Raw genomic sequence first — 26,410 nt, 5'->3', positions numbered from 1 at the left:
CGGTCGATGGGTAACGTAGCGGATCGGTACCGTCACGGACAGTCGCCCTCCCGGAGGTCCGCGTGACCGTTGCTCCCCTCACCGACCTGCCGCTCTGGCCACCGACCAACCTCGACCGTGATCCGCTCGTCCCGCTCGACGCGGGGGAGCGGCGGCGGTTCGCCGGTCCGGTCACCCGGGTCCGGCTCCCCACCGACGCCACGGCCTGGCTGGTGACCCGGCACGCCGACGTCAAGCAGATGCTGCGCCACCCCGGCTTCAGCGCCGACCTGACCCGTCCCGGCTTCCCCCTGCTGCGCCGGATCGCGCCCGGCGCGTTCGGCGACCGCCGGGGCGGGTTCATCCGGATGGATGGCGCCGAGCACGCCCGGCTGCGCCGGATGCTCACCGCCGAATTCATGATCAGGAACGTGCGGCGGATCGAGCCGCTGATCCGGCAGACGGTCGACCGGGCACTGGACGACCTGCACGCCGCCGGCCCGCCCGCCGACCTGGTCACGCACGTCGCCCTGCCGGTGCCGTCGATGGTGATCTGCCACCTGCTCGGCGTCCCCTACGCCGACCACGAGTTCTTCCAGGAGCGCAGCCGCACGCTCATCGACCGGGACGCCCCGCCCGAACGGGTCCAGCGGCACGTGCGGGAGCTGCGCGACTACCTGCACCGGTTGGTCGAGGCGAAGGTGGCCGCCGGGGAGCGCGCCGACGACCTGCTCAGCCGGCTGGCCCGGGACCGGGTCGACACCGGCGAGCTGGCCGTCGACGAACTGGTCGGCATGGCGGTGCTGCTGCTCATCGCCGGCCACGAGACGACCGCCAACATGATCGGCCTGAGCATCCTGCTGCTGTTGCGCCACCCCGCCCGGTACGCCGCGCTGCGTGACGACGCCGGGCACGCCGAGGGAATGGTCGACGAGCTGCTGCGCTACCTCAGCATCGTGCGCACCGGCCTGCCCCGCCTCGCCACCGAGGACGTCGAGATCGGCGGGCGGCTGATCCGGGCCGGGGAGGGGGCCATCGCGGTGCTGTCCCTGGCCAACCGGGATCGGACCGCCTTCGACCAACCGGACGAGTTCGACCCCTACCGGGCGGCGCAGCAGCACGTCGCGTTCGGCTTCGGGGTGCACCAGTGCATCGGCCAGCCCCTCGCCCGCGCGGAGCTGCGGATCGCGCTGGTGGAGCTGGCCCGCCGGTTCCCCCGGCTGCGGCCGGCCGTCACCGCCGGGCGGCTGCCGACCCGGGACAGCTCGGTCGTCTACGGCCTCGACGCGCTGCCGGTGACCTGGTGAGCGGGGCCGTGCGGGTCCGGGTGGACCGGGACCGCTGCTGCGGGGCCGGCAACTGCGTGGTGACCGTGCCGGAGGTGTTCGACCAGGACGACGCGGACGGTCTCGTGCTGCTGCGCCGGGCCGAGCCGCCCGCCGACACGGCCGACCGGGTGCGGCTCGCCGTGGAGCTCTGCCCGGCCGGGGCGATCACCGTGGCGCCCCGGCCGGTGCCGGAGCGCTCCTCGACACCGTGAGGCGCCGGGCCGCTCACCGCTCGGGCCGGCCCTCCTCGATCTCCTCCGGCTCGTTCGCCGGGTCGGTGGTGCCGGAGACGTCGGCCACGTCGTAGCCGGCCCGGCTGATCTCCCGGGCGGAGCGGCGATCCTCGGCCGGCAGGTCGGCGAAGTCGTCGCCGGTGTCGTCGGTGCTGCGCATCGACTCGCCCGGCGGGCGCAGCGACGCCTCGTACGCGGTCGCGCCGTCGGGCTCGTCGGTGGCGGCGCGACCGAAGGACTCTTCACTGGTCATGTGGCACTTCTGCCCATCCCGGGCGGGGACAAACGCTCACCGGGCCGCGTCCGGGTGCGTCGGCATCGAGGAGCCGCCGGAGCTGCTGCCGGAGGACCCACCGGCCACGCCGGAACCGTCGTCCTCGGTCACCACGTCCGGTTTCGGCGCACCCGGCTCCGGCGCGGGCACGTCGGTGTCCGCTTCCACCTGGACCAGTTGGGCCTGGCCGGCCTCGTCCTCGGCGTGCGCCGGGTCGACCGGCTGCCTGCTCTGCCGTGTCTCGTATTTCACCGGCCGTGTCTCAGGTTTCACCGGTCCGCCTCCCGTCCGTCGCGCGGTGACGCGGCCTACCCGGCGCGCTCGCGGCGAAACCCCGGCCGTCCCAGCGAGGTTGGCGAGGTCAGCGGCGGCGTCGCCCGGTCGGACGCCCGCCCGCCGACCGCCCACCGGACGGCCGGGTGCCGACGGGCGACCCGACCGGGGTGACCGTCAGGGACCAGTGCGCCGGGCGGCGCAGGCCGCGCGGCAGGACCGTGCGGTGGTCGCCGCGGGCCGCGTCGAGCTGGGACTGGTGCACGAACAGGCAGTCGCCGAGGTCGGCCCCGCGCAGGTCCGCGCCGCGCAGGTCCGCCCCGGTCAGGTCGGCCGCGCCGAGGTCCACCCCGCGCAGGTCGGCGCCGATGAGGCACGCGCCGCGCAGGTTCGCCCCGGCCAGGTCGGCCCGGCGCAGGTCCACGCCGATCAGCGCGGCGCCGCGCCGGTCCACGCCGGCCCGGCCGGCCCGCGCCTGCTCACCGGCCCGGGACAGCAGCCGGTTGACCCGGTCCCGCTGCGCGTCGACGTCGACGGCGAGCAGCTCCTCCGGGGTGCCGTCGGTGAGCCGTCCGGTCTCGGTGAGGGCGGCGGCCAGCTCGTCCCGCAGCGGCCCGGCCGGGGTCAGCGCCAGCGCCTCGGTCAGATACCAGAGCAGCTCGTGCAGGGGTCGCATGACCGCGAAGGTGTCGAACATCCGCCGTGCGGTCGCCGGGTCGGCCCGCCAGTCGCGGCCGCCGAAGGTGCCCTGCGCGACGTGCTGACCCGCGCCGAAGCAGTCGAAGACGGTGCAGCCGGGGAAGCCGCGCTGCCGCAGGTCCCGGTGGATGCCGCAGCGGGAGTCGGCGCGCAGGTTCGGGCAGGGCTGCCCGGCGGGCTTGTCGAGGGCGAAGTCGGCGGAGGCGGCGAACGCCGGCGCGACGCAGCAGATCCCGAAGCAGCGCGCGCAGTCGGCGCGCAACTCGCGGGCGCCGCCCGCCGCCCGCCGGTCCACTGCCTCCGACATCCCGCCCGGCCTCCCGCCACCGTCGGGCGCGCCCCTCGCGCCCACCGCCATTCTCCGCCGGGTCCGCCCGGACCGGCCGGCGGGGCGCGGCGGTGTGACGGACCCGGGGGCCGGCGCCCGCGCGGGGCGGGCGCCGGCCCTCCAGCTCAGAAGTCGAACAGCGCGTCGGTGCCGCGGTGCAGCTCGCACCGGTTGTCGAAGGTCCGGGTGTACGCGACCGGCCGGTCCTGCCAGAAGCCCACGGCCCGGGCGGTGACCGGTGCGTACTCGCGGGTGCAGGGGCCGGGCCGCACGTCGAGCGCGTCGAGGTGGCCGTTGACGCGGGCGACGAGCCGGCACGCGGTCGCCGGGTCGGGGTGCAGCCCGCCCGCGGGGCCGCAGACCAGCAGCGTGGCGCGCGGGTCGTCGCCGCCGCCCTCGACGGTGAGCTGCAGCGCCGAGGGGGTCTCCGGGCCGGGGCGCGGCGCCGCGCCGGCCGCCGCCGGTGCGGCCGTCGCGGCGAGGCCGCCGAGCGCGGCGGCCAGGGCCAGGGTCGCGGTACGTCGGGCGAAGGGCATGGGTCGTCCTTCCGTCGGGGCCCCGGGTCGGGGCCGGGCGTCGGCCGGGCGTCGTGCGACCGGGCCGACGAGAACCCTAGGTGGACGGTGTGAACGCGAAGCGTCACGAAGTGTTACACCTCCCGGCCTCCATGGACGGCGGGTGTGACATCGGCGCCGGGAAATGTCCGATCGGTTGACAACCGGGACCGGACCCTGCGGAAAAGCATTGCCGAACTGTCGCGCGAATGGCCGAACGGATGACAACCGAAGTCGGCCGTTATTGCGACGAGGCTTTCCGTAAACCGTATCGTTGTCGATTCCTGACAACCGATCCGGCCGTTACCGTAACGATTCAAAGTGCTGATCCGAAGCGGTTTACCGTCGAATGGCAGGACGTTTCTCGTCGCCGTCGGGAGGACTCCTCATGAGTGACCTGTCCCACCCACCGTCGTTGACCGCGCCCGGCGAACCGGCCGCGCCGGACCCCGCCGTCAACGCCACCGTCCCGCCCGGCGCCGCCCGCCGGGAGATCGTCGGCCGATCGCCCAACCAGCTCGCCTGGCTGCGTCTCAAGCGCGACCGCACGGCCCGGGTCAGCGCCCTGACGCTGGCCGTCGCCGGCCTCGTGGCGCTCGGCGCGCCGCTGCTCGGCCGGCTCACCGGAATCGACCCCACCGACAAGTTCGTCGGCCGGCTCAACGATTTCGGAATGCCGATCGGCTACGCCGGCGGCATCAGCGCCGACCACTGGCTCGGGCTCGAACCCGGCAGCGGGCGGGACATCCTGCTCCAGTTGGTGTACGGCCTGCGCACGTCATTGTTCATTGCCTTCGCCTCGGCCCTGCTGGCGTCGTTCATCGGGGTCGCGGTCGGCGTGCTGGCCGGTTGGGCACGGGGCTGGCTGGACAGCGCGGTCAACTGGTTGATCGACCTCACCCTGGCGTTTCCGTTCCTCATTTTCGCCCTCGCCGTGATCCCGATCCTCCAGGACCGCTTCTACACCGAACGGGAGGCGCCGCCGCCGGCCTTCCGGGTCGCCCTGATCATCGCCACCTTCGGCCTGTTCAGCTGGACCTACACCGCGCGGCTGGTCCGCGGCCAGGTGATCTCGCTGCGCGAGCGGGAGTTCGTCGAGGCCGCCCGGGCCGCCGGCGCCGGCACCGGGCACCTGCTGTTCCGGCAACTGCTGCCGAACATCTGGGCGCCGATCCTGGTCACCGTCTCGCTCAACGTGCCGCAGTTCATCGCCATCGAGGCGGCGCTGGCCTTCGTCAACATCGGCGTCACCGAACCCACGCCCGACCTCGGCCGCATGATCTACAACAGCATCGGCTACGTCGCGAGCGACCCCTGGTACACCCTGTTCCCCGGGTTGACGATCTTCCTGCTGGTCCTGGCGTTCAACCTCCTCGGTGACGCGCTGCGCGACTCGCTGGATCCCCGGTCCACCCGGTAACCCCACGGCCATCGACACGCCCGGCCGGCGGGGGCCGCCGGGCGGGAAGGGAGCACACCCGTGCGTACACGAACCCGGACACTGACCGGTGTCCTGGCCGCGGCGGCGCTCGTCGCCGCCGGTTGCAGCCCCACCACGGACGGCGGAGGCGGCAGCGACGAGAAGGCGAAGACCCAGACCGGCTCGATCTCCTACGAGGCGGCCGACAACCAGGGGCCGGCGAAGGCGGTCGACGGCGCCAAGGCCGGCGGCACGCTCACCGTCATGCAGAACACCGACTTCGAGCACCTCGACCCGGCCCGCAACTACGTCAACACGCAGCAGGTGACCGGCGGGCTGCTCTACCGGGCGCTCAACGGCTACAAGGAGGACGGCAGCGGCAAGCTGCTGCTCGTCGGCGACCTGGCCACGAACCCCGGCAAGGACGTCAACAACGACTGCAAGGTCTGGGAGTTCACCCTGCGCGACGGGGTGAAGTACGAGGACGGCTCCGCGGTGACCAGCAAGGACGTCGCGTACGGCCTCGCCCGCTCGTTCGCCGCGAACCTCAACGAGGGACCGCACTACATCCAGCAGTGGCTCTACCCGGAGGGCGCGTACAACGCCACCTACTCGGGGCCGTACGACGGTGGCAAGGCGACGCCGGACGGCGTCGAGACGCCCGACGACCGGACCATCCGGTTCACCTTCCCGCAGCCGCACTGCGACCTGCCGTACGCGGCCGCGCTGCCCACCACGGCTCCGGTGCCGGCCGCCAAGGACACCCGGGCCAACTACGACCTCCGGCCGTTCTCGTCCGGCCCGTACAAGGTGAAGTCGTACGAGCGGGACGTGGCGCTGGAGCTGGAGCGCAACCCCAACTGGGACCCGAAGAGCGACCCGATCCGCAACGCGTACCCGGACGCCATCCGGGTCACCTTCGGCCTGGAGCAGGCGCAGATCGCCGAGCGGCTGGTCGCCGACGCCCCGGCCGACCAGGCGGCGCTGAGCTGGACCGACGTGCCGCCGGCCGTGCTGCCCCGGACCACCGCCGCCGGGGTGGCCGAACGGGTGGTCAAGGGCCCGACCCAGTACACCTGGGTGCTCAGCATCAACACCCAGCGGGTCACCGACCTGACCGTCCGCCGCGCGCTGAACTACGCCGTGGACAAGGACGCGGCGCTGAAGGCGATCGGCGGGCAGGCCGCCGGCAGCCCGGCCACCACGCTGATGTCGCCGACCACCGCCGGCTGGCAGAAGTACGACGTGTTCAACGCCCCGGTCACCGGGGACAGGGCGAAGGTCACCGAGCTGCTGGCCGGGAAGAAGCCGAAGCTGGTGCTCGCCCACTCCAACACCGAGCTGCGCACCCAGCAGGCCGAGGCGATCCGGAAGAACCTCACCGACATGGGCTTCGACATCGTCATGAAGCCCATCGACAGCACCAGCTACTACGACGAGATCGGCCGCAAGAACAATCCGTACGACCTCTACCTCAGCGGCTGGGGCTCGGACTGGCCGACCGGCTCCACCATCATCCCGCCGGTCTACGACGGCCGGGAGATCGTCGACGAGGGCAACAACAACGTCTCGTACCTCAACGAGGCGTCGGTCAGCGCGGAGGTCGACCGGGTGCGCAACCTGCCCGCCGCCCAGCAGGACGCCGCCTGGATGGCCCTGGACGAGAAGATCATGCGGGAGTACGCCCCGGTCGTGCCCTGCTACTACGACGCCACCTACGAGCTGCACGGCTCGAAGGTCGGCAACGCGTTCCTCAGCGACGCCTTCGGCATCATCTCGCTCAACGGCATCCACGTGAAGCAGTGACCGTCCGTGGGGGCGGTCCACTCCGGACCGCCCCCACCTGTCCACCGGGGGAGGTGCTCCCGTGCTCCGATTCGTCGTCCGGCGGCTGCTCGTCGCCGCGGTGACCCTCGCCGTGATCAGCCTCGTCACCTTCGGTCTCTTCTTCGCGGTGCCGAGCAGCCCGGCCAAGGTGATGTGCGGCAAGAACTGCACCGCCGCGGACATCGCCCAGGTCGAGCGGCGGCTCGGCATCGACCAGCCGCTGCCACGCCAGTACACCGAATTCGTCAAGGGCGTCTTCGTCGGCCGCACGTACGGCGAGGGGGACTTCCGCCAGGACTGCCCGGCGCCCTGCCTGGGCTATTCGTTCCGCAACAACCAGCCGGTCACCCGCATCATCGTCCAGCGCGCCCCGGTGACCTTCAGCATCGTCCTCGGCGGCGCGGTGCTGTGGCTGACCCTGGGCGTCTCGCTGGGCATGGTGTCGGCGTTGCGCCGGGGCTCGGCGCTGGACCGGGCCGCCATCGGGGTCACCCTTGCCGGGGCGTCCATGCAGGTCTACTTCTTCGGCCTGATCCTGCTCTACCTGCTGGTCTACGCCACGGGCCTGCTGCCATTCCCCAGCTACACCCCGCTCACCGAGAACCCGGCCCGCTGGGCGGTGGGGCTGCTGCTGCCCTGGATGACGCTGGGCTTCCTCAACTCGGCGCTCTACGCCCGGCTGGCCCGGGCCCAGATGCTGGAGACCCTGTCGGAGGACTTCGTCCGGACCGCCCGGGCGAAGGGGCTCTCCGCGCGGCAGGTGCACACCCGGCACGCGTTGCGTGCCGCGGTCACGCCGATCGTCACGATCGCCGGCCTGGACGTCGGCACCAGCCTCGGCGGCACCTTCATCACCGAGACGATCTTCGGCCTCCAGGGGCTGGGCAAGGCCACCGTGGAGGCGGTGCAGTTCCTCAACCTGCCGGTGGTCATGGCGACCGTGCTGCTGGCGGCGGTGTTCATCGTGGTCGCCAACATCGTGGTCGACGTGCTCTACGCGGTCATCGATCCGCGGGTCCGGCTGAGTTGACGGGAGGTATCGACATGGTGGAGCTTCCGGCGCCGCGCCCGGGCGGTGGGCCCTACCTGCGGGTGAGCGACCTGCGGGTGCGGTTCGACACGGAGGACGGCGTGGTTCGCGCGGTGGACGGGATGTCGTTCTCGGTGGAGCGCGGTCGCACGCTGGGCATCGTGGGGGAGTCGGGTTCGGGGAAGAGCGTCACGTCGCTGGCGATCCTGGGTCTGCACAACACGAAGCGGGCCACCATTTCGGGGGAGATCTCGGTGGGTGGTCGTCAGTTGGTCGGGTTGCCGGAGGAGGAGGTGCGGCGGCTGCGGGGCCGGGACATGGCGATGATCTTCCAGGATCCGTTGTCGGCGCTGCATCCGTACTACATGGTCGGCAGGCAGATCGCGGAGGCGTATCGGGTGCATCATCCGCGGGCGGGGAAGCGGGAGGCGCGCACCCGGGCGGTGGACATGTTGGGCCGGGTGGGGATCCCGCAGCCGGGGAAGCGGTTCGATCAGTATCCGCATGAGTTCTCCGGGGGTATGCGGCAGCGGGCGATGATCGCGATGGCGTTGGTGAACGACCCGGATTTGTTGATCGCTGACGAGCCGACCACGGCGTTGGATGTGACGGTGCAGGCGCAGATCCTGGATCTGCTCAGTGATCTTCAGGATGAGTTCCGGTCGGCGATCATCCTGATCACGCATGACCTGGGTGTGGTCAGCCAGGTGGCCGATGACGTCCTGGTCATGTACGGGGGGCGGGCGGTCGAGCACGGCAGTGTGGAGCAGGTGTTGCGGCGGCCGCAGCATCCGTACACGTGGGGGTTGTTGTCGAGCGTGCCGTCGTTGCACGGTGACGCGGACGCGGACCTGGTGCCGATCAAGGGCAACCCGCCGTCGTTGATCAACCTGCCGTCGGGGTGCGCATTCCATCCGCGCTGCCGGTACGCCGGCCGTAACGGCGACCGCTCCCGCACCGAGGTGCCCGACCTGCTTCCGGCGACCGAGCGCGGGCACCTGGTCGCCTGCCACCTGCCGGAGGCCGCCCGGCAGCGCCTCTACCGTGACGAGATCGCGCACGTGGGGGTGGCCCGATGACCCAACCGCTGCTCAAGGTCCGCGGTCTCGCCAAGCACTTCCCGGTGCGCGGCGGTTTCCGCGCCGGCAGCCTGGTCCGGGCCGTCGACGGTGTGGACTTCGACGTGCGGCCGGGGGAGACCCTCGGCCTGGTCGGGGAGTCCGGCTGCGGGAAGACCACCACGGGTCGGATGCTGGTGCGGCTGCTGGAGCCGACCTCCGGCACCATCGAGTTCGCCGGGCGGGACATCACCCACGCCCGGCGGGGTGCGTTGCGGCCGCTGCGGCAGGACCTGCAGATCATCTTCCAGGACCCCTACGCCTCGCTGAACCCCCGGCACACCGTCGGGCGGATCGTGGCCATGCCGTTGCAGGTCAACCGGATCAACCCGCCGGGCGGCATCCGCAAGCGCGTGCAGGAACTGCTGGAACTGGTCGGGTTGAACCCGGAGCACTACAACCGCTACCCGCACGAGTTCTCCGGCGGGCAGCGCCAGCGCATCGGCATCGCCCGCGCCCTCGCGCTGCGCCCGAAGCTCATCGTCGCCGACGAACCCGTCTCGGCCCTGGACGTCTCCATCCAGGCCCAGGTCATCAACCTGCTGCGCGACCTGCAACGCGACCTCGACCTGGCGTTCGTCTTCATCGCCCACGACCTCGCCGTGGTGCGGCACTTCTGCCACCGCGTCGCCGTCATGTACCTCGGCAAGATCGTCGAGATCGGTGACCGCGACGACATCTACCAACGGCCGCAGCACCCCTACACCAGGGCCCTGCTGTCGGCCATCCCCGACGTCACCGCGCTCGGGCCGGCCGGGCGGATCCGCCTCACCGGCGATGTGCCCACCCCACTCAACCCACCGTCGGGCTGCCGCTTCCGCACCCGCTGCTGGAAAGCCCAGGAACGCTGCGCCACCGAGGAACCCGCCCTCGTCAGCCGGGACGGCGGCAACCAGGCCACCGCCTGCCACTACCCCGAGAGGGGAGCACTGTCCGAGACCAGGGAGGCTGTGCCGGGCTGACCACCCCTCAGACCGACCGCCACGAATCGTCGGGCAACGACGACGCCTGCGGACCCATCATCAACATCCCCCCGTCCACCGGCCAGGACGCCCCGGTGACATAGGCGGCGCCGGGCGAGGCGAGCAGGGCAACGACCGCCGCCACCTCCCGGGCGTCCCCGGGCCGCCCCACCGGCACCCCCGGGCGTTCCTGGGTGAACGGGTCCACGTCCTCCTGGCCGGTCATCGGGGTGGCGATCTCACCGGGCGCCACCGCGTTGACGGTGATCCCGTCCGCCGCCAACTCCTGCGCCATCACCTTGGTGAGCAGGCCCAGCCCGCCCTTCGCCGCGCAGTACGCCGACGAGCCGACCCGCGGGGCGTGCTCGTGCACGCTGGTGATGCTGATGATCCGGCCGCCCCGGCCGGCTGCCCGCATCCGCCGGGCCGCCCGCTGGGAGCAGAGGAACGGCCCGTCCAGGTCCACGGCGAGCACCTCCCGCCACTGCTCCCAGGCCACGTCGACGAACGGCGTGGCCAGCCCGGTGCCGGCGTTGTTGACAAGCACGCCGAGCCCGCCGAGCCGGTCGGCCAGCTCGTCGACGGCCGCGGCGCCCTCGGGCAGCCGGGTCAGGTCCATCTCGGCCACCTCGCAGCGGCGGCCGACGGCGCGTACCTCGGCGGCGGTGCGCTCGGCGCCGTCCGGGTCGCCGTACCAGGTGATGCCGATGTCGAAGCCGGCCTCGGCGAGCGCCACGGCGCACGCCTTGCCGATGCCGGAGTCCGCGCCGGTCACGACGGCGATCCTGTCGTATTCCTCGTATCGCTGGGGCATGCTGGCGCACTACCCGGATCGGGCGGGCTGAATCAGACGGGGTGTAACCGCTCGCGACCGGGGTAGCCGGGCCGGATGGACCTGGTCGAGGAGTCGCCGTACCGGTTCCGGATCGACCGGCACGAGCCGATGCGGGTGCCGGGCGTGGTCTTCGCCTCCCGCGCGCTGCTGCCGGACGCCGGGGCGGACAAGTCGCTGGAGCAGGTGGCGAACGTGGCCACCCTGCCCGGCATCGTGGGCGCCTCCTACGCCATGCCGGACGTGCACTGGGGCTACGGCTTCCCGATCGGCGGGGTCGCCGCCACCGACGTCGAGGACGGGGGAGTGGTCTCGCCCGGCGGGGTCGGCTTCGACATCTCCTGCGGGGTACGGCTGCTCACCGCCGACCTGGACCGGGCCGCGCTGCGCCCCCGGCTGGACGCCGTCATGGACGGGCTGAGCGAGTCCACCCCCCGCGGCATGGGCAAGGGCGCCGTGTGGCACCTGACCGACCGGGCCGAGCTCGACGCGGTGCTCCGCGGCGGCTCCCGGTACGCCGTCGAGCGCGGCTTCGGCGTCCAGCGGGACCTGGACCGCTGCGAGGACCAGGGGGCGGTGGGCGACGCGAACCCGGCCCAGGTGAGCGAGCGGGCGGTGGAGCGCGGCGCCCGCCAGGTCGGCAGCCTCGGCTCCGGTAACCACTTCCTGGAGGTGCAGGCGGTGGAGGAGGTCTACGACGAGGCCGTGGCGGAGGCCTTCGGGCTGCGCGCCGGCCAGGTCTGCGTCATGATCCACTGCGGGTCGCGGGGGCTGGGCCACCAGATCTGCACGGACTACGTCCGGGAGATGGAGAAGGTGATGCCCCGGCACGGCATCCACGTGCCCGACCGGCAGCTGGCCTGCGCGCCGGTCTCGTCCCACGAGGGCCGGGCCTACCTCGGGGCGATGGCCGCCGCGGCCAACTACGCCCGGGCCAACCGGCAGCTGCTCGCCCACGCCGCCCGGCAGGTGTTCGCCCGGGTCACCGGCTGCGACCTCGACCTGGTGTACGACATCTCGCACAACCTCGCCAAGATCGAGACGCACGACGTGGACGGGGCGCGGCGCCCGCTCTGCGTGCACCGCAAGGGCGCCACCCGGGCCCTCCCGCCGGGACACCCCGAGCTGCCCGACGACCTGCGCCCGGCCGGGCAGCCGGTCCTCATCCCCGGCTCCATGGGCACCGGCTCGTACGTGCTCACCGGCGTGGCCGGCTCGCCGGCCTGGGCGTCCACCTGCCACGGGGCGGGCCGGGTGCAGAGCCGCAAGCAGGCCACCCGGGCGGTCGCCGGGCACGACCCGCGCCGCGAGCTGGAGGCGCAGGACATCGCGGTGCGGGGCGCCAGCCGGCGCGGGCTGGCCGAGGAGATGCCGGCCGCGTACAAGGACGTCACCGCCGTGGTGGCGGCGGCCGAGGGGGCCGGCCTGTGCCGGAAGGTGGCGCGGCTCGTGCCGCTCGGCGTGGTGAAGGGCTGAGCCCGCTCACACGTCCAGCGTCACCGCGCAGCGCCAGCCGGCGGGCTCCGCCGCGAAGCGCAGCTCGTGCAGGGACACCGCCTTGGGAACCGCGCCCACCAGCTCCACCGCGTCGGTGCCGGTGGTCCGCCAGCGCACCGCCAGGCCGCCGTCGTCGGCCGTACGCACCTCGGTCTCCAGCGGCAGCTCGTCCGCCGTCTCCAGCCGGAAGATCACCTCGTCGAGGACGCCGACCAGCAGGTCCGCGTCGGCGCCCGGCGGCACCCGGAACCCGGTCTCCCCGTCGGCGACCGCCCCCGTGGTGTCCACGAAGGTGTCCACCAGCGCGGTGACCGCCTCGGCCACGCAGCCCTCCCGGTCCGGCGCCCACGCCTCGATGCGGACGTCGGCGGTGTGCGGGATGTTCCGGTGCCCGCGGGCCGGTCGTCGCTCCATGCCCCGATCATGCCGCCGCCCGCCCGGCGTCCCACCGGTTTCGACGACCTCCTGAGGACCGACGACCCGGACCACCCGGCGGCGGCACGCCGCCACGCGGGCGGCTAGCGGCCGGCGGCGGCCGCGCCGGTCCGCTCGGACACCACGAAGTCGGGCGCCCCGGCGGTGAGCACCGCCGTCCGGGTCGGCGCCGCCCAGTCCGCGGCCAGCGCGGCGGCCAGCTCCGCGAGCATCCGGGGCACGACCCGGGGCCCGTCGTCGTGCATCGCCTCGATCACCACCAGCACCTCGGCGGTCTCCGCGCGCACCGCCGACGCGCCGCTCTGCCGGTGCGTCCAGCGCCGGGAGTGCGCCCGGCCGGCCGCGTCGGCGAAGATCAGCTCATCCGGCTCCGGATGCTCCTCGTCCCCGCCGAGGGTCCGGTAGACCTCCGTGCCGAGAGCCGGGCGCACGGTCAGGTCCCCGGAGATCCGGGCGAGATCCAGCACGGCCACCGGCACGGCGTAGCCGAGGGAGAGGGCGTTGCCCAGGTCGACCAGCGGGTGCAGCCGGGGCAGCGTCCCCTCGCGGCGGAACCGGCGCAGCAGCGACTCGGCGGCGCACCGGTAGCGGGTCGGGGGCGAACCCGCCCGGGCGAAGGCCCGCCGCCAGGCCTGGATCTCCGGGAAGCCACCTTCCGTGCCGCCGGCGAGGCGGGCCCGGGCGGTGTCGGCGTACCGGGCGAGCCGCGGCGTGACGTCGACGTCGGGGGTGATGCCGGTGGCGTGCAGGACGCCGCAGGTCAGTTCGGGAAAGGTCGACCAGACCTGCGGGGAGTGCCGGAAGCGCACGGGAAACTCCTATCGGGCGGTGAGGGCCAGGCCGAGGCCCAGGGCGAGGAAACTGCCGGCGAAGCCGTGCCGCAGCAGCGCGGTGAGCCGGGGCCGGGCCAGCACGCGGCGGCGCAGGGCGCCGGCCAGCAGCGCGTACCCGGCGAAGACCACCAGGGTGGCCGCCATGAACACCGCGCCGCAGGCCAGCATCCGGACCGGCGCGTCCAGCGCGTCCGGCGGGACGAACTGCGGCAGGAACGCCACGAAGAAGACGGTCACCTTGGGGTTGAGCAGGTTCATCAGCACCCCGTCGCGGAACAGCTGGCCGGCCGGGCGGGGCGGGCGGTGCTCGTCCACCGGCAATGGGCCGCGATCGCGCAGCGCCGCCCACGCCATCCAGAGCAGGTACGCCACGCCCAGCCAGGTCACCACCCGGAACGCCGGGGTGCCGGCGCGGAGCAGGGCCGCCAGCCCGGTCACCGCGGCGACCAGGTGCGGCACGAGGCTGAGGGTGCAGCCCGCGGCGGCCACCAGGCCGGCCCGGCGGCCGGCGGAGAGACCGGTGGCGAGGGTGTAGACGACCCCGGTGCCCGGGGTGATCACCACGACGAGCGTGGTCAGCAGAAAGGCGATGCTCACGAGGTCCAGCCTGGGCCCATAATGGTCGGATGGACAGGGCCAAACAGTCGACGGTCGAGGGGTCCATAACGCCCGGTGCCGACTTCCTCCAGCTCGACGTCGGCGAGGCCCCGCCGGGCGGGCGTGCCGACTGGCTGGCCGCCCGGCTGCGGGCCGCGATCGCCGACGGTCGGGTGCCGGTGGGCGCCCGGCTGCCGGCCAGCCGGGTGCTCGCCGCCGAGCTGGGCGTGTCCCGGGGCGTGGTGACCGAGGCGTACCAGCGGCTGACCGAGGACGGGCACGTGGTCGGGCGGGGCCGGGCCGGCACCGTCGTGGTGGCCACGCCGGCCGCCGTGGTCACCCGGGCGCCGGCGCCACGCCGCCCGCCGGAGGTGTTCGCCGCGCGGCCGGACACCACGGTCTTCGACGCGCTGCGCAACGCTCCGGCGGAGCTGGACCTGACGCCCGGCGTACCCGATCTGGCGGCCTTTCCCCGCGCGGCCTGGCTGCGCGCGGAACGCGCCGTGCTGCACCGCCTGGCGCCCGCCGCCTTCGGGTACGGCGACCCGACCGGCACCCCCGCGCTGCGGCTCGCCGTCGCCACCTGGCTGGCCCGCAACCGCGGCATCCGGGTGGACCCGGCCGAGGTGGTGGTCGTGGCCGGGGTGTCCCAGGCGCTCGGCCTGCTCGCCCAGGTGCTGCACACCCACGGGGTGCACACGGTGGCCGTGGAGGATCCCGGCTCGCTCGGCGTACGCCAGCACCTGAACAACTGGCGGCTGGACACCCCGCCGGTGCCGGTCGACGCCGACGGCCTGCGGGTCGACCGGCTGGAGTCCAGCGGTGCCCCGGCCGTCATGCTCACGCCGGCGCACCAGTTCCCGACGGGGGTGGTGCTCGACGGCGACCGGCGCCGCCGGCTGCTGCGCTGGGCGCGGCGCGGCGGGCTGGTCATCGAGGACGACTACGACGCCGAGCACCGCTACGACCGCCCGCCGGTGCCGGCGCTGCGCGGGATGCTGCCGGACCAGGTCTGCTACACCGGCAGCGTGTCCAAGCTGCTCGCCCCGGCGCTGCGGATCGGCTGGGTTCTGATGCCGGCACGCTGGCACGCCGACCTGGTGGCGGCCAAGCGGATGGCCGACCTCGGCAACGCCGCCCTGCCGCAGCTGGTGCTGGCCGAGCTGATGGACTCCGGCGCGCTGGAACGCCACCTGCGGCTGCTGCGCCGCCGGCACGTCCGCCGCCGGGACGCGATGATCCGGGCGGTCCGGGAGCACCTGCCCGGCGCGGTGGTGCACGGCGCCGCCGCCGGCCTGCACCTGCTGGTCACCCTGCCCGGCGAGGTCGACGACACGGCGCTGGCCGCGGCGGCCCTGCGCCGGGGCGTCAAGGTGCAGCCGCTGTCCTGGCACGGCCAGCGCCCGCAACCACCCGGCCTCGTCCTCGGCTACGCCGCCAATCCGCCCTCGGACATCGACCGCGCCCTGACCACGCTGGGCGCCGTCCTCCGCGGCCTGCGCTGACCCGCCTGCCTGCCCCGTCGACCGGGATCGGGCCCGCGAGCAGATCGATCCGAGACGTACACCTTGGGCGGGCACGCGTTCCGGCCCGCGGCCGCGGGGTAAGGAGTGGTGAGGCAGGCGGTCATGACGGCGGGGGAGGGCAGCGGGATGGTGCTGGAGCGGGCGCCCGCGATGCCGGATGTGGACGGTCGGCCGCGGGCGGTGCTCGGCCGCTACGCCACGGCCGCCGTGCTGGTGCGCCTGGCCGACGAGGGCGCCCGGGTGGCCCTGGTGCTGCTGGCGATCGAGCGGACCGGCAGCGCGGCGTACGGAGGGCTGCTGGTGGCGGCGCTCATGGTGCCGCACGTGGTGGCCGGCCCGGTGGTCGGCGCGGTCGCCGACGCGGTGCGCCGGCGCCGCCTGTTCTACACCTTCGCCCTGCTCGGGTACGGTGGGGCGCTGGTCGCCGCCGTGGCGTCGGCGGCCACGTCCCGGCCGCTGTCGATCGCCCTCGTCGTGCTGGCCGGGTGCCTCGCGCCGATCATGCTGGGCGGGATGACGAGCCTGCTGGGCGACCTCGTCCCGGACCGGCTGGACACCGCGTTCGGCATCGACGCCACGTCGTACAACCTGGCGGGCATCGCCGGTCCGGCCATCGCGGCGGTCGTCGCCGGGGCGGCGGGCGCCACCGCGGCGACAGTGGTGCTGGCCGCGCTCGTGGCCGTGGGCGGCCTCATGCTGTGGACGCTGCCGATCCGCGACCGCGCGGCGCGCGCACGCCGCGACGCGGGGCCCGGCCGGCGCGACCCGCTGGGCGGGGTGCCGCTGCTGTGGCGGCGGCCCCGGCTCGGCGCGGTGACCCTGGCCAGCAGCCTCGGGCAGCTCGGCGTCGGCGCCCTGCCGGTGGTCGCGGCGCTGCTCGCCGGCCGGTTCCAGCACACCTCGTACACCGGGCTGTTCCTGGCGGCCGCGTCGGTCGGCGGGCTGGTCGGCTCGTTGTGGTCCGCGCGCCATCCGATCCGCTCGCACCCGCCCGAGCGGGTGGTCCTGGTCAGCGTGCTCGCCATGGCGGTGCCGTTCGCGCTGGTGCCGCTCGTGCCGTCGGTGTGGGCCACGCTGCCGCTGTTCGCCGCCGTCGGGATGCTGAACGGCCCGCTGTTCTGCGCGGTGCTCGCGGTGCGGGAGCGGGAGGCGCCGCCGGAGGCACGCACCCAGGTGTTCACCGTCGGCGCCGGCCTGAAGTGCGGCGCGGCCGCCGCCGGCGCGGCACTCGCCGGTGCCCTCACCGGCTCGGGGGTCGGCCTGCTGCTGCTCGGCGTGGCCGCCTGCCAGGCCCTCGGCGCTGCGGCGGGCGCCGCCGTCCTGCGTCGGGCGGGCCGCCCGTAGCGCGCGGTCAGGCCGGTGGCCGGTGGTAGAGGGCGGCCAGGGCGGTGGCGGTCTCCGCCAGCCGGTCGCGCAGCGCGGCGGGGGAGAGGACCTCCACCTCGGCGCCGAGCCGCAGCAGGTCGCCGTGCGCGTGGGTGAGCGACTCGATGGGTACGACGGCCCGCACCCAACCCTCCGCGTCGGGCGGCCCGGCGCCGGCGTCCACCGCCCCGACCACCGCGTCGCTGGCGATCTCGCGCAGCCGCGCCCGGCCGGCGGGCGAGAGCCGGATGGTCGCCTCGTCCTGGTGCAGCCCGGCCCGGAAGGCGGCCACGTGTGCCCGCCACCAGGCCGGCAGGTCGAACTCCGGCCGGTCGAACGGCTCGTCCAGCGGGGTCAGGTTGAGGATCTGGTTGACCCGGTAGGTCGCCGGCTCGGCCCGGTCCGGGCGGGCGGCCACCACGTACCAGCGGCCGCCCTTGAGCACCAGCCCGTACGGTTCGAGGACCCGGCTGACCTCGCCGCTCCAGCTCCGGTAGCGGACCCGGACCCGGTGCTCCCGCCACACCGCCTCGGCCGCGGCGGCCAGGTACGGCGACGAATCGCCGTCGGAGTACCAGCCGGGGGTGTCCAGGTGGAAGCGTTGCTCGAGCCGGGCGGCCCGGTCGGCGAGCGGCGGCGGCAGCGCGGCGCGCAGCTTCAGTTGCAGGGTGGCCACCACCGACTCGTAGCCCAGTTCGGCGGCCGGCCCGGGCAGCCCGGCGAAGAGCAGCCGGTCGGCCTCCTCGGCGGTGAGCCCGGTCAGCCGGGTCCGCCAGCCGTCCACGAGCCGGTAGCCGCCGGCGTGCCCGGCCTCGCCGTAGAGCGGGATGCCGGCGGCGTGCAGCGATTCCACGTCCCGGTAGACGGTGCGGACGGAGACCTCCAGCCGGCGGGCCAGCTCGGCGGCGGTCAGCCGGCCGTGGGCCTGGAGCAGCAGCAGGAGGGACAGGAGACGACTGGCCCGCATTCCACTGACACTAGCTGTCAGGGGAGGGGGCCTACCGTCCCGGTATGGCTTTCCAGAACAAGGAACTGACCGTGCCGGGGACCGTCGAGGTCGCGGGCCGGCACGTCAAGCGCTACCACATCGACCAACCGGACCGCCGCCTCGAACCGGAGGTGGTCGAGGCCGCGTACGCGTACCTGCCGAAGCTGCTGCCCGGCCCGGACGGCAGCACCCCGCCGGCGAGCTGGGTGGTGCTGCACCGGGGCGCGGACACCGGCGCGTACCTGCTGGCGTACAGCTGGTTCTTCGACAACGTGGTGGAGTGCCGGAGCGCGATCGCCGGCCAGCCCGCGCTGGACTGCCCGGACGACGACCCGGCGCACTTCGTCCCGCTGGACCGGCCCGCCGTGGGCTGCGTCTGGGAGCTGGGCGTGCTGGAGCACGAGCGGACGGCCTGGGTGCGGCACGTGCTCGCCCCCGACCGGCCGGACCTGGCCGGCTACCTGGCCGACAACCGGACCGAGGGAATGGTGGGTTTCTGATGGGCGACTTCGACTTCCTGGTGGGCACCTGGGACGTGGCCAACCGGCGACTGGTCAAGCGGCACGTGGGCAGCGACGAGTGGGATGAGTTCCCCGGCACCTCGGTGGCGCACTCGTTCTTCGACGGCGCCGGCAGCTTCGACGAGATGCGCTGCCCGACCCGCGGCTTCTCCGGCTCGACGGTCCGCATCCGCGACGCGGAGAGCGGCCTATGGTCGATCTACTGGATGAACAGCAAGCGCGGGGTGCTCGAACAGCCGCCGATGGTCGGCCGGTTCGTCGACGGCGTGGGCACCTTCTACGCCGACGACACCGACGAGGGACGGCCGGTCCGCTGCCGGTTCATCTGGTCGCGGAGCACGCCCACCTCCTGCCGCTGGGAGCAGGCGTTCTCCACCGACGGCGAGCGCACCTGGGAGACCAACTGGACCATGGACTTCACCCGGACGGGCTGACCGGCGGCGTGGTGGTCCGGTAGATCGCGGTCAGCCAGACGTCGAGCAGCACGTCGACCACGTCCCGCTCGGCCACCGCCGGTCCGTCCCCGGCGAAGGTCGCGTACCAGACCCGCTCGTTCATGGAGTTCAACGCGATGGCGAGGTCCCGGGCGGGCAGCCCGTCCGGGGCCGCGCCGCGCGTGCGTTCCCCCTCGATGGCCGCCTCGACCGCGCGTACCCAGCGTTCCAGGACCTCGGCCCAGAGCCGGCGCACCTCGGCGTTGGTGCCGCGCACCTGGGCACAGGCCAGCACCACGTCCCGGTGACCGCCGAAGGTGGCGTGAAACCGGGCGATCAGCTCCCGCCAGCGGGCCCGCGGGTCCTCGGCGAGCCGGACCAGCGCGTCACCCGCGGCCGCGTCCGCCTCCTCGGTCACCCGGTCGAGGAGGGTGAGCAGCACGGCGTCCTTGGACGGGAAGTAGAAGTAGAAGGTGGGCCGGGAGATGCCCGCGCCCCGCGCCAGGTCGTCGATGGAGATGTCGCCGAAGGGCCGCTGCCGCAGCAGCCGCTCCGCGGTGGCGAGGATGGCCACCTCGCGGTCGTCGCCGGCGGAGCGGCCGGGTCGCCGCCCGCGCGTCGGCGCGGTGCCGGTCGGCGTACGGGCGGGTGTCATGTCGGCCGATGTTACACCCGCTCGACACCCTGTCGATTGCACTCGACAGGGTGTTGACTGGTGTCGACGGTGGTGGATAGTGTCCGTCCACTGCCGGCCGAACGGGAGATGTCATGGCCTCCGACCACGTCGACGTCCTCATCGTCGGCGCCGGGCTCTCCGGCGTCGGCGCCGCCGTCCACCTGCAACGCCAGTGCCCGGGCAAGACGTACGCGGTGCTGGAGGCGCGGGGCGCGGTCGGCGGCACCTGGGACCTGTTCCGCTACCCGGGCATCCGTTCCGACTCCGACATGTTCACCCTCGGCTACTCGTTCAAGCCGTGGACCAATCCCAAGGCGATCGCCGACGGCGACGCCATCCGGTCCTACGTCCGGGAGACCGCCCGCGAGCACGGGGTGCAGCGGCACATCCGCTTCCACCACCGGGTGCTGCGCGCCGAGTGGGACAGCGCCACGGCCCGCTGGACGGTGCGTGCCCGCCGTGACGACACCGGCGAGGACGTGGTCCTGACGTGCGGGTTCCTCTTCACCAACTCCGGCTACTACCGCTACGACGAGGGCTACACGCCCGAGTTCCCCGGCGTCGAGCGGTACGCCGGCCGGCTCGTGCACCCGCAGCACTGGCCCGAGGACCTGGACTACGCCGGCAAGCGGGTGGTGGTGATCGGCAGCGGCGCCACGGCGGTCACCCTGGTCCCGGCCATGGCCGAGCGGGCCGGCCACGTCACCATGCTCCAGCGCTCGCCCACGTATGTGATCTCGCTGCCCTCGCGCGACGCGTTCGCGGACGCGGCGCGGCGCTGGCTCCCGGCGAAGGCCGCGTACGCGGTGACCCGCTGGAAGAACGTCGCGCTCGGGGTGGCCAACTTCCAGCTCAGCCGGCGCGCCCCCGGCCTGGTGAAGAAGTTCCTCCGCCGGGCCGCCCGGGGCAAGCTCCCGGTCGGCTACGACCTCGACCGGCACTTCTCACCCCGCTACGACCCGTGGGACCAGCGGCTCTGCGTGGTGCCCGACGGGGACCTGTTCGCCGCGGTCAGCGCCGGGACGGCCTCGGTGGTCACCGACACCATCGACACCTTCACCGAGCGGGGCATCCGGCTCAGCTCCGGCGAGGAGCTGCCCGCCGACATCGTGGTCACCGCCACCGGCCTCAACCTGCTCGCCCTCGGCGGGATGACCCTGGCCGTGGACGGCGCCGAGGTCGACCTCGCCTCGACGGTCGCCTACAAGGGCATGATGCTCTCCGGCGTGCCGAACTTCGCCATGACCATCGGCTACACCAACGCCTCCTGGACGCTGAAGGCCGACCTGGTCGCCACGTACGTCTGCCGGCTGCTGCGCCACCTCGACGACACCGGCCAGCAGGTCGTCACCCCGCTCGCCCCGGACTCGGACGACCTCGTGCCGATCATCGACCTCCAGTCCGGTTACGTGCTGCGCGCCGTCGACCAGCTGCCCAAGCAGGGCCCGGCGGCGCCGTGGCGGCTGCACCAGAACTATCCGCGCGACGTGCTGTTGATGCGGCACGGTCGGCTCACCGACGCCGGTGTGCGTTTCTCCCGCGCCGGTACGCCCGCCACCGTCACCGACCGGCCCGCGCCCGTCGCCTGACCCCTCAGGAGCGTCATGCGTGACTTCGTCTTCCCCGGCGGCACCGCGGTGCTGACCGGCGCGGCCAGCGGCATCGGCGAGGCCCTGGCGCACGGGCTGGCCCGGCGCGGCGCCGACCTGGTCCTGCTCGACCGGGACGCCGAGCGGCTGGACGCCGTGGTCGCCGCGATCCGCGCCGCGCATCCCGAGCGGCGGATCGAGACCCACGTGGTCGACCTCGCCGACGCCGACGCCACCGACCGGGTCGCCGCCGAGATCCACCGCGCGCACCCGCGCGTCCGGCTGCTGGTGAACAACGCCGGGGTGGCGCTGGGCGGCCGGTTCGACCAGGTGACCCTGGACGAGTTCTTCTGGGTCATCGAGATCAACTTCCGGGCGGTGGTGCGGCTGACCCACGCGCTGCTGCCCGCGCTCAAGGCCGAGCCCGGCGCGCACCTGGTCAACGTCTCCAGCCTCTTCGGGTTGATCGCGCCCGCCGGGCAGGCCGCCTACTCGGCCAGCAAGTTCGGGGTGCGCGGCTTCACCGAGGCGCTGCGGCACGAACTCGTCGACGACGGGGTCGGGGTCACCTCGGTGCACCCGGGCGGCATCCGCACCCGGATCGCGGCCAGCGCCCGGGTCGGCAGCGGCGTCCCGGTCGAGGAGTACGAGGCCGGCCGGAAGCAGTTCGAGAAGCTGCTCTCCATCGATCCGGCGAAGGCCGCCGAGGTGATCCTGCGCGGGGTCGAGCGCCGCCGCGGCCGGGTGCTGATCGGCTGGTCGGCGAAGCTGCCCGACCTGCTCGCCCGGGTCGCCCCCGCCGGGTACGGGAAGGTGCTGGCCCTCGGGATGCGGCCGCGCCCGGCCCGGGTGCCCACCCCGCGGCCCGCCGCGGAGGTCATCCCGCCGGAGCCCGTCCCGTCGGAGCCCGTCCCGACGGAGGTCGTGCCGTCGGAGCCTGTCCCGACAGAGGTCGTGCCGTCGGAGCCGGGACGGCCGGCGTGACCCTCGCCCTGCCGCCGGCCGACTCCCGGACCGTCGCCGGGCGGCGGATGCGCTACCGGATCGCCGGCGACGGCCCGCCGGTGGTGCTGCTGCACGGCATCGGCCGGACCATGGAGGACTTCTCCGCCGTGCAGGAGGCGCTGGCCCGCGATCACCGGGTGCTCGCCATGGACCTGCCCGGGCACGGCGGCTCCGCGCCGCTGGACGACCGGCACACGCTGCCGACCCTGGCCACGGCCGTCGCCGAGTTCCTCGACGCCGCCGGGGTCACCGGCCCGGCGCACCTGGTCGGCAACTCGATGGGCGGGGCGGTGGCCATGCGGCTCGCCGCCGACGCGCCGGAGCGGGCGGCCAGCCTCGTGCTGGTCAACAGCGCCGGCTTCGGCCGGGAGGTGACCGCCGCGCTGCGGCTGCTCGCGGTGCGGCCCCTGGCCCGCCTGCTGCTGCGCCCGCACCCGGCGATCGCCCGCCGCACCGAGCGGGCCATCTTCCACGACCCGGCGTACGTCACCGAGGCGCGGATCGCCACCGCCCTGGCGGCGGCCCGGCAGCCGCACGCCCCCCGGGTGATGCTGGAGCTGGTCCGCAGCCTCGGCACCTGGCGCGGGGTACGCCCCGAGTGGCGGGCCGAACTGCTCGACGCGGTGGCCGCGCTCGACCTGCCCACCCTGGTCGTCTGGGGCGACCGGGACCTGATCCTGCCCGCCGCCCACCTCGCGTACGCGCGGTCGCGGCTGCCGCGGGCGCAGGGCCACCTGTTCCGCGACACCGGGCACATGCCGCAGATCGAGCGGGCCGCCGAGTTCGCGGCCCTGGTCAGGCAGTTCTGGTCGCCGTCCGGTGCCGCAGGACCAGCGTGACGGCCACGAGCACGACCAGCACCCCGGCGATCAGGTCGACCGGCGCGAACAGCCACGGCGTCACCAGCACCAGCACCGCCGCGCCGGGGAACAGCGTCAGCCCGGCGCCGCGCTTGGCCGGCAGGTGCACCGCCCAGAGGGTGACCAGGTAGACCGCGACCGGCACGGCGATCGCGTAGCCGGCGACCCGTCCGGAGACGTGGCCGGTGTGCAGGTCGTGGTCGACCGCCACGGCCAGCCCGGCGCCGACCGCGGCGATGGAGGCGAAGACGAAGTAGTGGCCGTAGCCCCAGAACAGCGCGCCGGGCACCGACCGCGGTGGCAGCGGGTCGGGCCGGTCGAAGTAGAGCCACCAGATGGCGAAGACGATGAGCGTGCCGGCGGCGCCGAGCGACCAGAGCTGCTCGTTACCCGCGTCCACCCCGCGCTGGATCGCGACCGACGTGGACAGCACCACCTCGCCCAGCACGATGAGGGTGAACAGCTGGTACCGCTCGGCGATGTGCCGCGGGTGCCACGAGGTCTGTCCGCGCCGCTCGCCGATCACCGGCACCAGCAGGTCGGCGGCGACCAGCACCAAGTACGCGGGCAGCAGCCAGGCGGGCGGCAGGAGGAGCCGGAGCAGCCAGCCGACCTGCACCACGGCCACGCCGACCACGAACGTCAGGGTGGTGGCCCGGCGCTGCGGGTCGCCGGCGGCCGCCCGCATCCAGTTCACCGTGGAAGCCAGGCGCATCACCACGTAGCCGTAGGTGATCGTGGTGAAGTCGCCGTCGGCGAAGGCGCGGGGCACGCCGGCGGCGAGGATCAGCGCCCCGGCGATCTGCACGAGGACGGTCAGGCGGTAGACGTCGTCGTCGGTGTCGTAGGCGGAGGCGAACCAGGTGAAGTTCACCCAGGCCCACCAGATGGCGAAGAACACGCTCAGGTAGCCGCCGAGGCCGTGCGCGAGGTGCCCCTCCACCACGTCGTCGTGCAGGTTCGCGGAGGCCTGTGCCACCGCCACCACGAAGCACAGGTCGAAGAAGAGCTCCAGCGGGGTGGCGGACCGGTGCTCCTCGTCGCGCCGGCGCGCCCGCATCGGCCGGTACCAGGCGCGGACGGGCGCGCTGTTCCTCACTCGGTGCTCCTCGCCGCCGGCCGGTCAGCTGCGCCCACACGATAACCAGGTCAGGCCGCCACGGACCCCGCCGGTCGGGGAAGTCCGGCGGAAAGGGGCGGTGCGACGTCGGCGCGGGACAGCGTGACCAGTGCGGCCTCCAGGCCGGCCGGCAGCCGTCGCCGGTGCCGCAGCACCCAGCCGGCCTGGCGGGCCGCGTCGCGCAGGCCGGCCCGCCCGGCCGGATCCCGCCAGGCGTCGGCGACCACCTCGCGGAGCACCGGCGACGGCCGGCGCAGCGCCGCCGTGAGCACCCGGTTGCGCGCCTCCACCCGGCGGCGGGCTCGCGGGTCCCGGCCGTCCGGCTCCGGCAGGTGGTGGGCCACCAGCTCCGGCACGTACGCGAGGTTCCAGCCCGCGGCGGCCAGGTCCATGGCCAGCAGCGCCTCCTCGCCGTACGTGCCGAGCCGCTCGGCGAAGCCGCCGACCTGCCGGTACGCGTCGCGGCGCAGCACCACGGCGCAGGCCAGGAAGCCGAGCACCGTGGGCCCTGGCGCGTCCGGCTCGGTGCCCAGCGGCGCCCGGGCCATGGCGGCCGAGACCGGGTCCGGCCGGGCCGCCGCGCCGACCCGCACCTCGCCGGTGAGCAGCGCGGTACGCGGGTGCCGGCGCAGCAGCGTGGCGGCCCGGTCGAGTGCGCCCGGCGCCCAGTACGAGTCGTCGTCGGCGAACGCCACGTACGGCGTGCGGGCCAGGCCCACCCCGACGTTGCGGGCCGCCCCGGCGCCCGCGTTGCGGGCCAGCTCCACCACCCGGACGCCGGGGAACTCCCGGGCCACGGCGGCCGGCGTGCCGTCGTCGGAGCCGTTGTCCACCACGATGACCGGCGCGGTGTGCCGGGGCAGCAGGGCGAGGAGCTGGTGGCGCCGGTTGCGGGTGGCCACCACGATCGTCACGTCGGTCGTCATGGCGGCCCTGGTACCCCGGCCGGCGGCTCTCACGCGCGTGGCGCGGCGCGCGGCGGGAACACCCCGGCATGGCCGAGGTGACGCTCTTCCTCGCCGGTGACGTGATGACCGGGCGGGGCGTGGACCAGATCCTCCCGCACCCCGGCTCGCCTGAGCTGCGGGAGGAGCTGATCACCGACGCCCGCCGGTACGTGGCGCTGGCCGAGTCCGTGGCCGGGCCGGTGCCGCGCCCGGCCCCGCCCGGGTGGCCGTGGGGCGACGCGCTGCGCCTGCTCGACGCGGAACGTCCGGACGCGCGGATCGTCAACCTGGAGACGGCGGTGACGGCGCGCGGCGCGCACCATCCCGGCAAGGGCATCCACTACCGGATGCACCCGGCGAACCTGCCCTGCCTCACCGCCGCCCGGCTCGACGTCTGCGCTCTCGCCAACAACCACGTGCTGGACTTCGGCCCCACCGGCCTGGCCGACACGCTGGACGCGCTGCGTGGCGCGGGGATCCGGACCGCCGGCGCCGGCCGGGACGCCGAGGAGGCGTGGCGCCCGGCGGTGGTGCCGCTGGCCGGTGACCGCCGGCTGCTGGTCTGGTCGGTGGGCGCGGTGTCCAGCGGGATCCTCCCGCAGTGGGCCGCGGCGGCCGGCCGGCCCGGCGTGGCGTACCTGCCGGAGGTGTCCGCCGCGGCGGCCGGCGCGCTCGCCGAGCGGATCGCCCGGACCGTGCGGCCGGCCGACCTCGTGGTGGTCTCGGTGCACTGGGGGAGCAACTGGGGCCACGAGGTGCCGGACGAGCACGTCGACTTCGCGCACGCCCTGATCGACGCCGGGGTGCACGTGGTGCACGGCCACTCGTCCCACCATCCCCGCGCCGTCGAGCGCTACCGGGGCCGGCTGGTCCTCTACGGCTGCGGCGACCTGATCGACGACTACGAGGGGATCGGTGGGCAGGAGGCGTACCGGCCGGAGCTGCGGCTGCTGCACCTGGCCACCCTCGACGCCGCCTCCGGCGAGCTGCGAGGGCTGCGCCTCGTCCCGCTGCGGATGCGCCGGATGGGCCTGCGGCCGGCCACGCCCGCGGAGGCCGACTGGCTCGCCGACCTCCTCGACACCGTCGGCCGGGGCACCCGCTTCACCCGCACGGCCGGCGGCGTGCTCACGCTGCGCTGACGTGGCCCGGGCCACGTT

General features: G+C 74.4%; 28 protein-coding genes. 16 read left to right on the top strand and 12 right to left on the bottom strand.

The genetic code is table 11. The features are described from left to right. The first annotated feature begins 62 nt into the window (after positions 1-62). Positions 63-1,286 (top strand): cytochrome P450, encoded by a 1,224-nt coding sequence (locus NFX44_RS02295; RefSeq protein ID WP_262281786.1) that lies wholly within the window; start codon positions 63-65, stop codon positions 1,284-1,286. Between the two features lie 8 nt (positions 1,287-1,294). After that, positions 1,295-1,519, top strand: coding sequence for a ferredoxin (locus tag NFX44_RS02290; RefSeq protein WP_262281993.1), 225 nt, complete (start codon positions 1,295-1,297; stop codon positions 1,517-1,519). A gap of 13 nt (positions 1,520-1,532) precedes the next feature. Here NFX44_RS02290 and NFX44_RS02285 read toward each other — a convergent pair whose 3' ends face one another. The 4 genes from NFX44_RS02285 to NFX44_RS02270 form a co-directional block, all read right to left on the bottom strand. After that, a complete protein-coding gene (locus NFX44_RS02285; protein ID WP_262281785.1) occupies positions 1,533-1,793 on the bottom strand; it encodes a hypothetical protein in 261 nt (86 codons plus the stop codon). Positions 1,794-1,829: 36 nt separating this feature from the next. Beyond that, the gene (locus tag NFX44_RS02280; RefSeq protein WP_262281784.1) at positions 1,830-2,066 is read right to left on the bottom strand and encodes a preprotein translocase YidC; all 237 of its coding nucleotides are present in this window, start codon (positions 2,064-2,066) and stop codon (positions 1,830-1,832) included. A 109-nt stretch (positions 2,067-2,175) separates the two neighbouring features. Continuing rightward, complete coding sequence (locus tag NFX44_RS02275; RefSeq protein WP_262281783.1) at positions 2,176-3,093, bottom strand: pentapeptide repeat-containing protein; 918 nt, start codon at positions 3,091-3,093, stop codon at positions 2,176-2,178. 146 nt (positions 3,094-3,239) lie between these two features. After that, a complete protein-coding gene (locus NFX44_RS02270; protein WP_262281782.1) occupies positions 3,240-3,650 on the bottom strand; it encodes a subtilase-type protease inhibitor in 411 nt (136 codons plus the stop codon). Positions 3,651-4,056: 406 nt separating this feature from the next. Between NFX44_RS02270 and NFX44_RS02265 the strand changes: the two genes are divergently transcribed. The 5 genes from NFX44_RS02265 to NFX44_RS02245 all read left to right on the top strand — a co-directional run bounded on the left by NFX44_RS02265 (position 4,057) and on the right by NFX44_RS02245 (position 10,025). After that, on the top strand, positions 4,057-5,088 hold the full coding sequence (locus tag NFX44_RS02265) for an ABC transporter permease (protein ID WP_262281781.1): 1,032 nt from the start codon (positions 4,057-4,059) through the stop codon (positions 5,086-5,088). Positions 5,089-5,148: 60 nt separating this feature from the next. Continuing rightward, positions 5,149-6,894, top strand: coding sequence for an ABC transporter substrate-binding protein (locus tag NFX44_RS02260; protein WP_262281780.1), 1,746 nt, complete (start codon positions 5,149-5,151; stop codon positions 6,892-6,894). A gap of 61 nt (positions 6,895-6,955) precedes the next feature. Further along, the gene (locus NFX44_RS02255; protein ID WP_262281779.1) at positions 6,956-7,945 is read left to right on the top strand and encodes an ABC transporter permease; all 990 of its coding nucleotides are present in this window, start codon (positions 6,956-6,958) and stop codon (positions 7,943-7,945) included. A gap of 14 nt (positions 7,946-7,959) precedes the next feature. Continuing rightward, the gene (locus tag NFX44_RS02250; RefSeq protein ID WP_262281778.1) at positions 7,960-9,024 is read left to right on the top strand and encodes an ABC transporter ATP-binding protein; all 1,065 of its coding nucleotides are present in this window, start codon (positions 7,960-7,962) and stop codon (positions 9,022-9,024) included. After that, positions 9,021-10,025 carry an ABC transporter ATP-binding protein gene (locus NFX44_RS02245; RefSeq protein ID WP_262281777.1) on the top strand — a complete coding sequence of 335 codons (1,005 nt, stop codon included), beginning with the start codon at positions 9,021-9,023 and terminating at the stop codon, positions 10,023-10,025. Before NFX44_RS02250 ends, NFX44_RS02245 begins: the two co-directional genes overlap by 4 nt. A 7-nt stretch (positions 10,026-10,032) precedes the next feature. On the opposite strand, the gene NFX44_RS02240 is transcribed toward NFX44_RS02245, so the two are convergent. Beyond that, on the bottom strand, positions 10,033-10,839 hold the full coding sequence (locus tag NFX44_RS02240) for an SDR family oxidoreductase (RefSeq protein WP_262281776.1): 807 nt from the start codon (positions 10,837-10,839) through the stop codon (positions 10,033-10,035). Positions 10,840-10,914: 75 nt separating this feature from the next. On the opposite strand from NFX44_RS02240, the gene NFX44_RS02235 reads away from it, so the two are divergent. After that, positions 10,915-12,333: an RtcB family protein gene (locus tag NFX44_RS02235; protein ID WP_262281775.1), complete on the top strand. Its 1,419-nt coding sequence runs from the start codon at positions 10,915-10,917 to the stop codon at positions 12,331-12,333. 6 nt (positions 12,334-12,339) lie between these two features. Here the strand turns inward: NFX44_RS02235 and NFX44_RS02230 are convergent, their stop codons facing one another. From NFX44_RS02230 to NFX44_RS02220, 3 genes are all read right to left on the bottom strand, one after another. Then, entirely contained in the window at positions 12,340-12,768 is a 429-nt protein-coding gene (locus NFX44_RS02230) for an archease (RefSeq protein ID WP_262281774.1), read from the bottom strand. 104 nt (positions 12,769-12,872) lie between these two features. Continuing rightward, positions 12,873-13,598, bottom strand: a complete 726-nt coding sequence (locus NFX44_RS02225) for a B3/4 domain-containing protein (RefSeq protein ID WP_262281773.1) — start codon at positions 13,596-13,598, stop codon at positions 12,873-12,875. Between the two features lie 9 nt (positions 13,599-13,607). Further along, entirely contained in the window at positions 13,608-14,219 is a 612-nt protein-coding gene (locus tag NFX44_RS02220) for a LysE family translocator (RefSeq protein ID WP_262281772.1), read from the bottom strand. A gap of 29 nt (positions 14,220-14,248) precedes the next feature. Between NFX44_RS02220 and NFX44_RS02215 the strand changes: the two genes are divergently transcribed. Together NFX44_RS02215 and NFX44_RS02210 are read left to right on the top strand one after the other, a co-directional pair. Further along, entirely contained in the window at positions 14,249-15,724 is a 1,476-nt protein-coding gene (locus NFX44_RS02215; protein ID WP_262281771.1) for a PLP-dependent aminotransferase family protein, read from the top strand. Between the two features lie 123 nt (positions 15,725-15,847). Next, positions 15,848-17,089 (top strand): MFS transporter, encoded by a 1,242-nt coding sequence (locus NFX44_RS02210; protein WP_262281770.1) that lies wholly within the window; start codon positions 15,848-15,850, stop codon positions 17,087-17,089. A 7-nt stretch (positions 17,090-17,096) separates the two neighbouring features. Here the strand turns inward: NFX44_RS02210 and NFX44_RS02205 are convergent, their stop codons facing one another. Beyond that, a complete protein-coding gene (locus tag NFX44_RS02205) occupies positions 17,097-18,077 on the bottom strand; it encodes a YafY family protein (protein ID WP_262281769.1) in 981 nt (326 codons plus the stop codon). A 44-nt stretch (positions 18,078-18,121) separates the two neighbouring features. Here NFX44_RS02205 and NFX44_RS02200 point away from each other — a divergent pair, with 44 nt between their 5' ends. Continuing rightward, positions 18,122-18,598 (top strand): hypothetical protein, encoded by a 477-nt coding sequence (locus NFX44_RS02200; RefSeq protein WP_262281768.1) that lies wholly within the window; start codon positions 18,122-18,124, stop codon positions 18,596-18,598. Continuing rightward, complete coding sequence (locus NFX44_RS02195; RefSeq protein ID WP_262281767.1) at positions 18,598-19,053, top strand: hypothetical protein; 456 nt, start codon at positions 18,598-18,600, stop codon at positions 19,051-19,053. Before NFX44_RS02200 ends, NFX44_RS02195 begins: the two co-directional genes overlap by 1 nt. Here the strand turns inward: NFX44_RS02195 and NFX44_RS02190 are convergent. After that, on the bottom strand, positions 19,037-19,708 hold the full coding sequence (locus tag NFX44_RS02190; protein WP_262281766.1) for a TetR/AcrR family transcriptional regulator: 672 nt from the start codon (positions 19,706-19,708) through the stop codon (positions 19,037-19,039). The two genes, NFX44_RS02195 and NFX44_RS02190, sit on opposite strands and share 17 nt — an antisense overlap. Before the next feature lie 113 nt (positions 19,709-19,821). Here NFX44_RS02190 and NFX44_RS02185 point away from each other — a divergent pair, with 113 nt between their 5' ends. Genes NFX44_RS02185 through NFX44_RS02175 form a run of 3 tightly spaced genes read left to right on the top strand, consistent with a single transcriptional unit; the run spans position 19,822 to position 23,162 of the window. Further along, on the top strand, positions 19,822-21,318 hold the full coding sequence (locus tag NFX44_RS02185) for an NAD(P)/FAD-dependent oxidoreductase (RefSeq protein WP_262281765.1): 1,497 nt from the start codon (positions 19,822-19,824) through the stop codon (positions 21,316-21,318). Positions 21,319-21,333: 15 nt separating this feature from the next. Continuing rightward, complete coding sequence (locus tag NFX44_RS02180) at positions 21,334-22,302, top strand: SDR family oxidoreductase (RefSeq protein ID WP_262281764.1); 969 nt, start codon at positions 21,334-21,336, stop codon at positions 22,300-22,302. After that, complete coding sequence (locus NFX44_RS02175; protein WP_262281763.1) at positions 22,299-23,162, top strand: alpha/beta fold hydrolase; 864 nt, start codon at positions 22,299-22,301, stop codon at positions 23,160-23,162. Before NFX44_RS02180 ends, NFX44_RS02175 begins: the two co-directional genes overlap by 4 nt. On the opposite strand, the gene NFX44_RS02170 is transcribed toward NFX44_RS02175, so the two are convergent. Both NFX44_RS02170 and NFX44_RS02165 read right to left on the bottom strand, forming a co-directional pair. Further along, positions 23,119-24,282, bottom strand: coding sequence for a low temperature requirement protein A (locus NFX44_RS02170; RefSeq protein WP_262281762.1), 1,164 nt, complete (start codon positions 24,280-24,282; stop codon positions 23,119-23,121). The two genes, NFX44_RS02175 and NFX44_RS02170, sit on opposite strands and share 44 nt — an antisense overlap. Positions 24,283-24,332: 50 nt before the next feature. Then, a complete protein-coding gene (locus tag NFX44_RS02165) occupies positions 24,333-25,229 on the bottom strand; it encodes a glycosyltransferase family 2 protein (RefSeq protein ID WP_262281761.1) in 897 nt (298 codons plus the stop codon). Positions 25,230-25,297: 68 nt separating this feature from the next. On the opposite strand from NFX44_RS02165, the gene NFX44_RS02160 reads away from it, so the two are divergent. Next, positions 25,298-26,392 carry a CapA family protein gene (locus tag NFX44_RS02160; RefSeq protein ID WP_262281760.1) on the top strand — a complete coding sequence of 365 codons (1,095 nt, stop codon included), beginning with the start codon at positions 25,298-25,300 and terminating at the stop codon, positions 26,390-26,392. The last annotated feature ends 18 nt before the right edge of the window (positions 26,393-26,410 follow it).

Origin of the sequence: Micromonospora sp. MA102, from assembly GCF_025460765.1 — a bacterium.
In the GTDB taxonomy this organism is placed as follows: Bacteria; Actinomycetota; Actinomycetes; order Mycobacteriales; family Micromonosporaceae; genus Micromonospora; species Micromonospora halotolerans.
The sequence above is the reverse complement of the archived record's forward strand: the minus strand, read 5'-3'. Positions and strand labels throughout refer to the sequence as shown.

Bases quoted from the DNA above. Each gene is read 5' to 3' on its own strand.
- NFX44_RS02285 (WP_262281785.1), bottom strand. From the start codon at position 1,793: ATGACCAGTGAAGAGTCCTTCGGTCGCGCCGCCACCGACGAGCCCGAC.
- NFX44_RS02275 (WP_262281783.1), bottom strand. From the start codon at position 3,093: ATGTCGGAGGCAGTGGACCGGCGGGCGGCGGGCGGCGCCCGCGAGTTG.
- NFX44_RS02270 (WP_262281782.1), bottom strand. From the start codon at position 3,650: ATGCCCTTCGCCCGACGTACCGCGACCCTGGCCCTGGCCGCCGCGCTC.
- NFX44_RS02265 (WP_262281781.1), top strand. From the start codon at position 4,057: ATGAGTGACCTGTCCCACCCACCGTCGTTGACCGCGCCCGGCGAACCG.
- NFX44_RS02250 (WP_262281778.1), top strand. From the start codon at position 7,960: ATGGTGGAGCTTCCGGCGCCGCGCCCGGGCGGTGGGCCCTACCTGCGG.
- NFX44_RS02245 (WP_262281777.1), top strand. From the start codon at position 9,021: ATGACCCAACCGCTGCTCAAGGTCCGCGGTCTCGCCAAGCACTTCCCG.
- NFX44_RS02240 (WP_262281776.1), bottom strand. From the start codon at position 10,839: ATGCCCCAGCGATACGAGGAATACGACAGGATCGCCGTCGTGACCGGC.
- NFX44_RS02235 (WP_262281775.1), top strand. From the start codon at position 10,915: ATGGACCTGGTCGAGGAGTCGCCGTACCGGTTCCGGATCGACCGGCAC.
- NFX44_RS02230 (WP_262281774.1), bottom strand. From the start codon at position 12,768: ATGGAGCGACGACCGGCCCGCGGGCACCGGAACATCCCGCACACCGCC.
- NFX44_RS02215 (WP_262281771.1), top strand. From the start codon at position 14,249: ATGGACAGGGCCAAACAGTCGACGGTCGAGGGGTCCATAACGCCCGGT.
- NFX44_RS02210 (WP_262281770.1), top strand. From the start codon at position 15,848: ATGACGGCGGGGGAGGGCAGCGGGATGGTGCTGGAGCGGGCGCCCGCG.
- NFX44_RS02205 (WP_262281769.1), bottom strand. From the start codon at position 18,077: ATGCGGGCCAGTCGTCTCCTGTCCCTCCTGCTGCTGCTCCAGGCCCAC.
- NFX44_RS02200 (WP_262281768.1), top strand. From the start codon at position 18,122: ATGGCTTTCCAGAACAAGGAACTGACCGTGCCGGGGACCGTCGAGGTC.
- NFX44_RS02195 (WP_262281767.1), top strand. From the start codon at position 18,598: ATGGGCGACTTCGACTTCCTGGTGGGCACCTGGGACGTGGCCAACCGG.
- NFX44_RS02190 (WP_262281766.1), bottom strand. From the start codon at position 19,708: ATGACACCCGCCCGTACGCCGACCGGCACCGCGCCGACGCGCGGGCGG.
- NFX44_RS02185 (WP_262281765.1), top strand. From the start codon at position 19,822: ATGGCCTCCGACCACGTCGACGTCCTCATCGTCGGCGCCGGGCTCTCC.
- NFX44_RS02180 (WP_262281764.1), top strand. From the start codon at position 21,334: ATGCGTGACTTCGTCTTCCCCGGCGGCACCGCGGTGCTGACCGGCGCG.
- NFX44_RS02165 (WP_262281761.1), bottom strand. From the start codon at position 25,229: ATGACGACCGACGTGACGATCGTGGTGGCCACCCGCAACCGGCGCCAC.
- NFX44_RS02160 (WP_262281760.1), top strand. From the start codon at position 25,298: ATGGCCGAGGTGACGCTCTTCCTCGCCGGTGACGTGATGACCGGGCGG.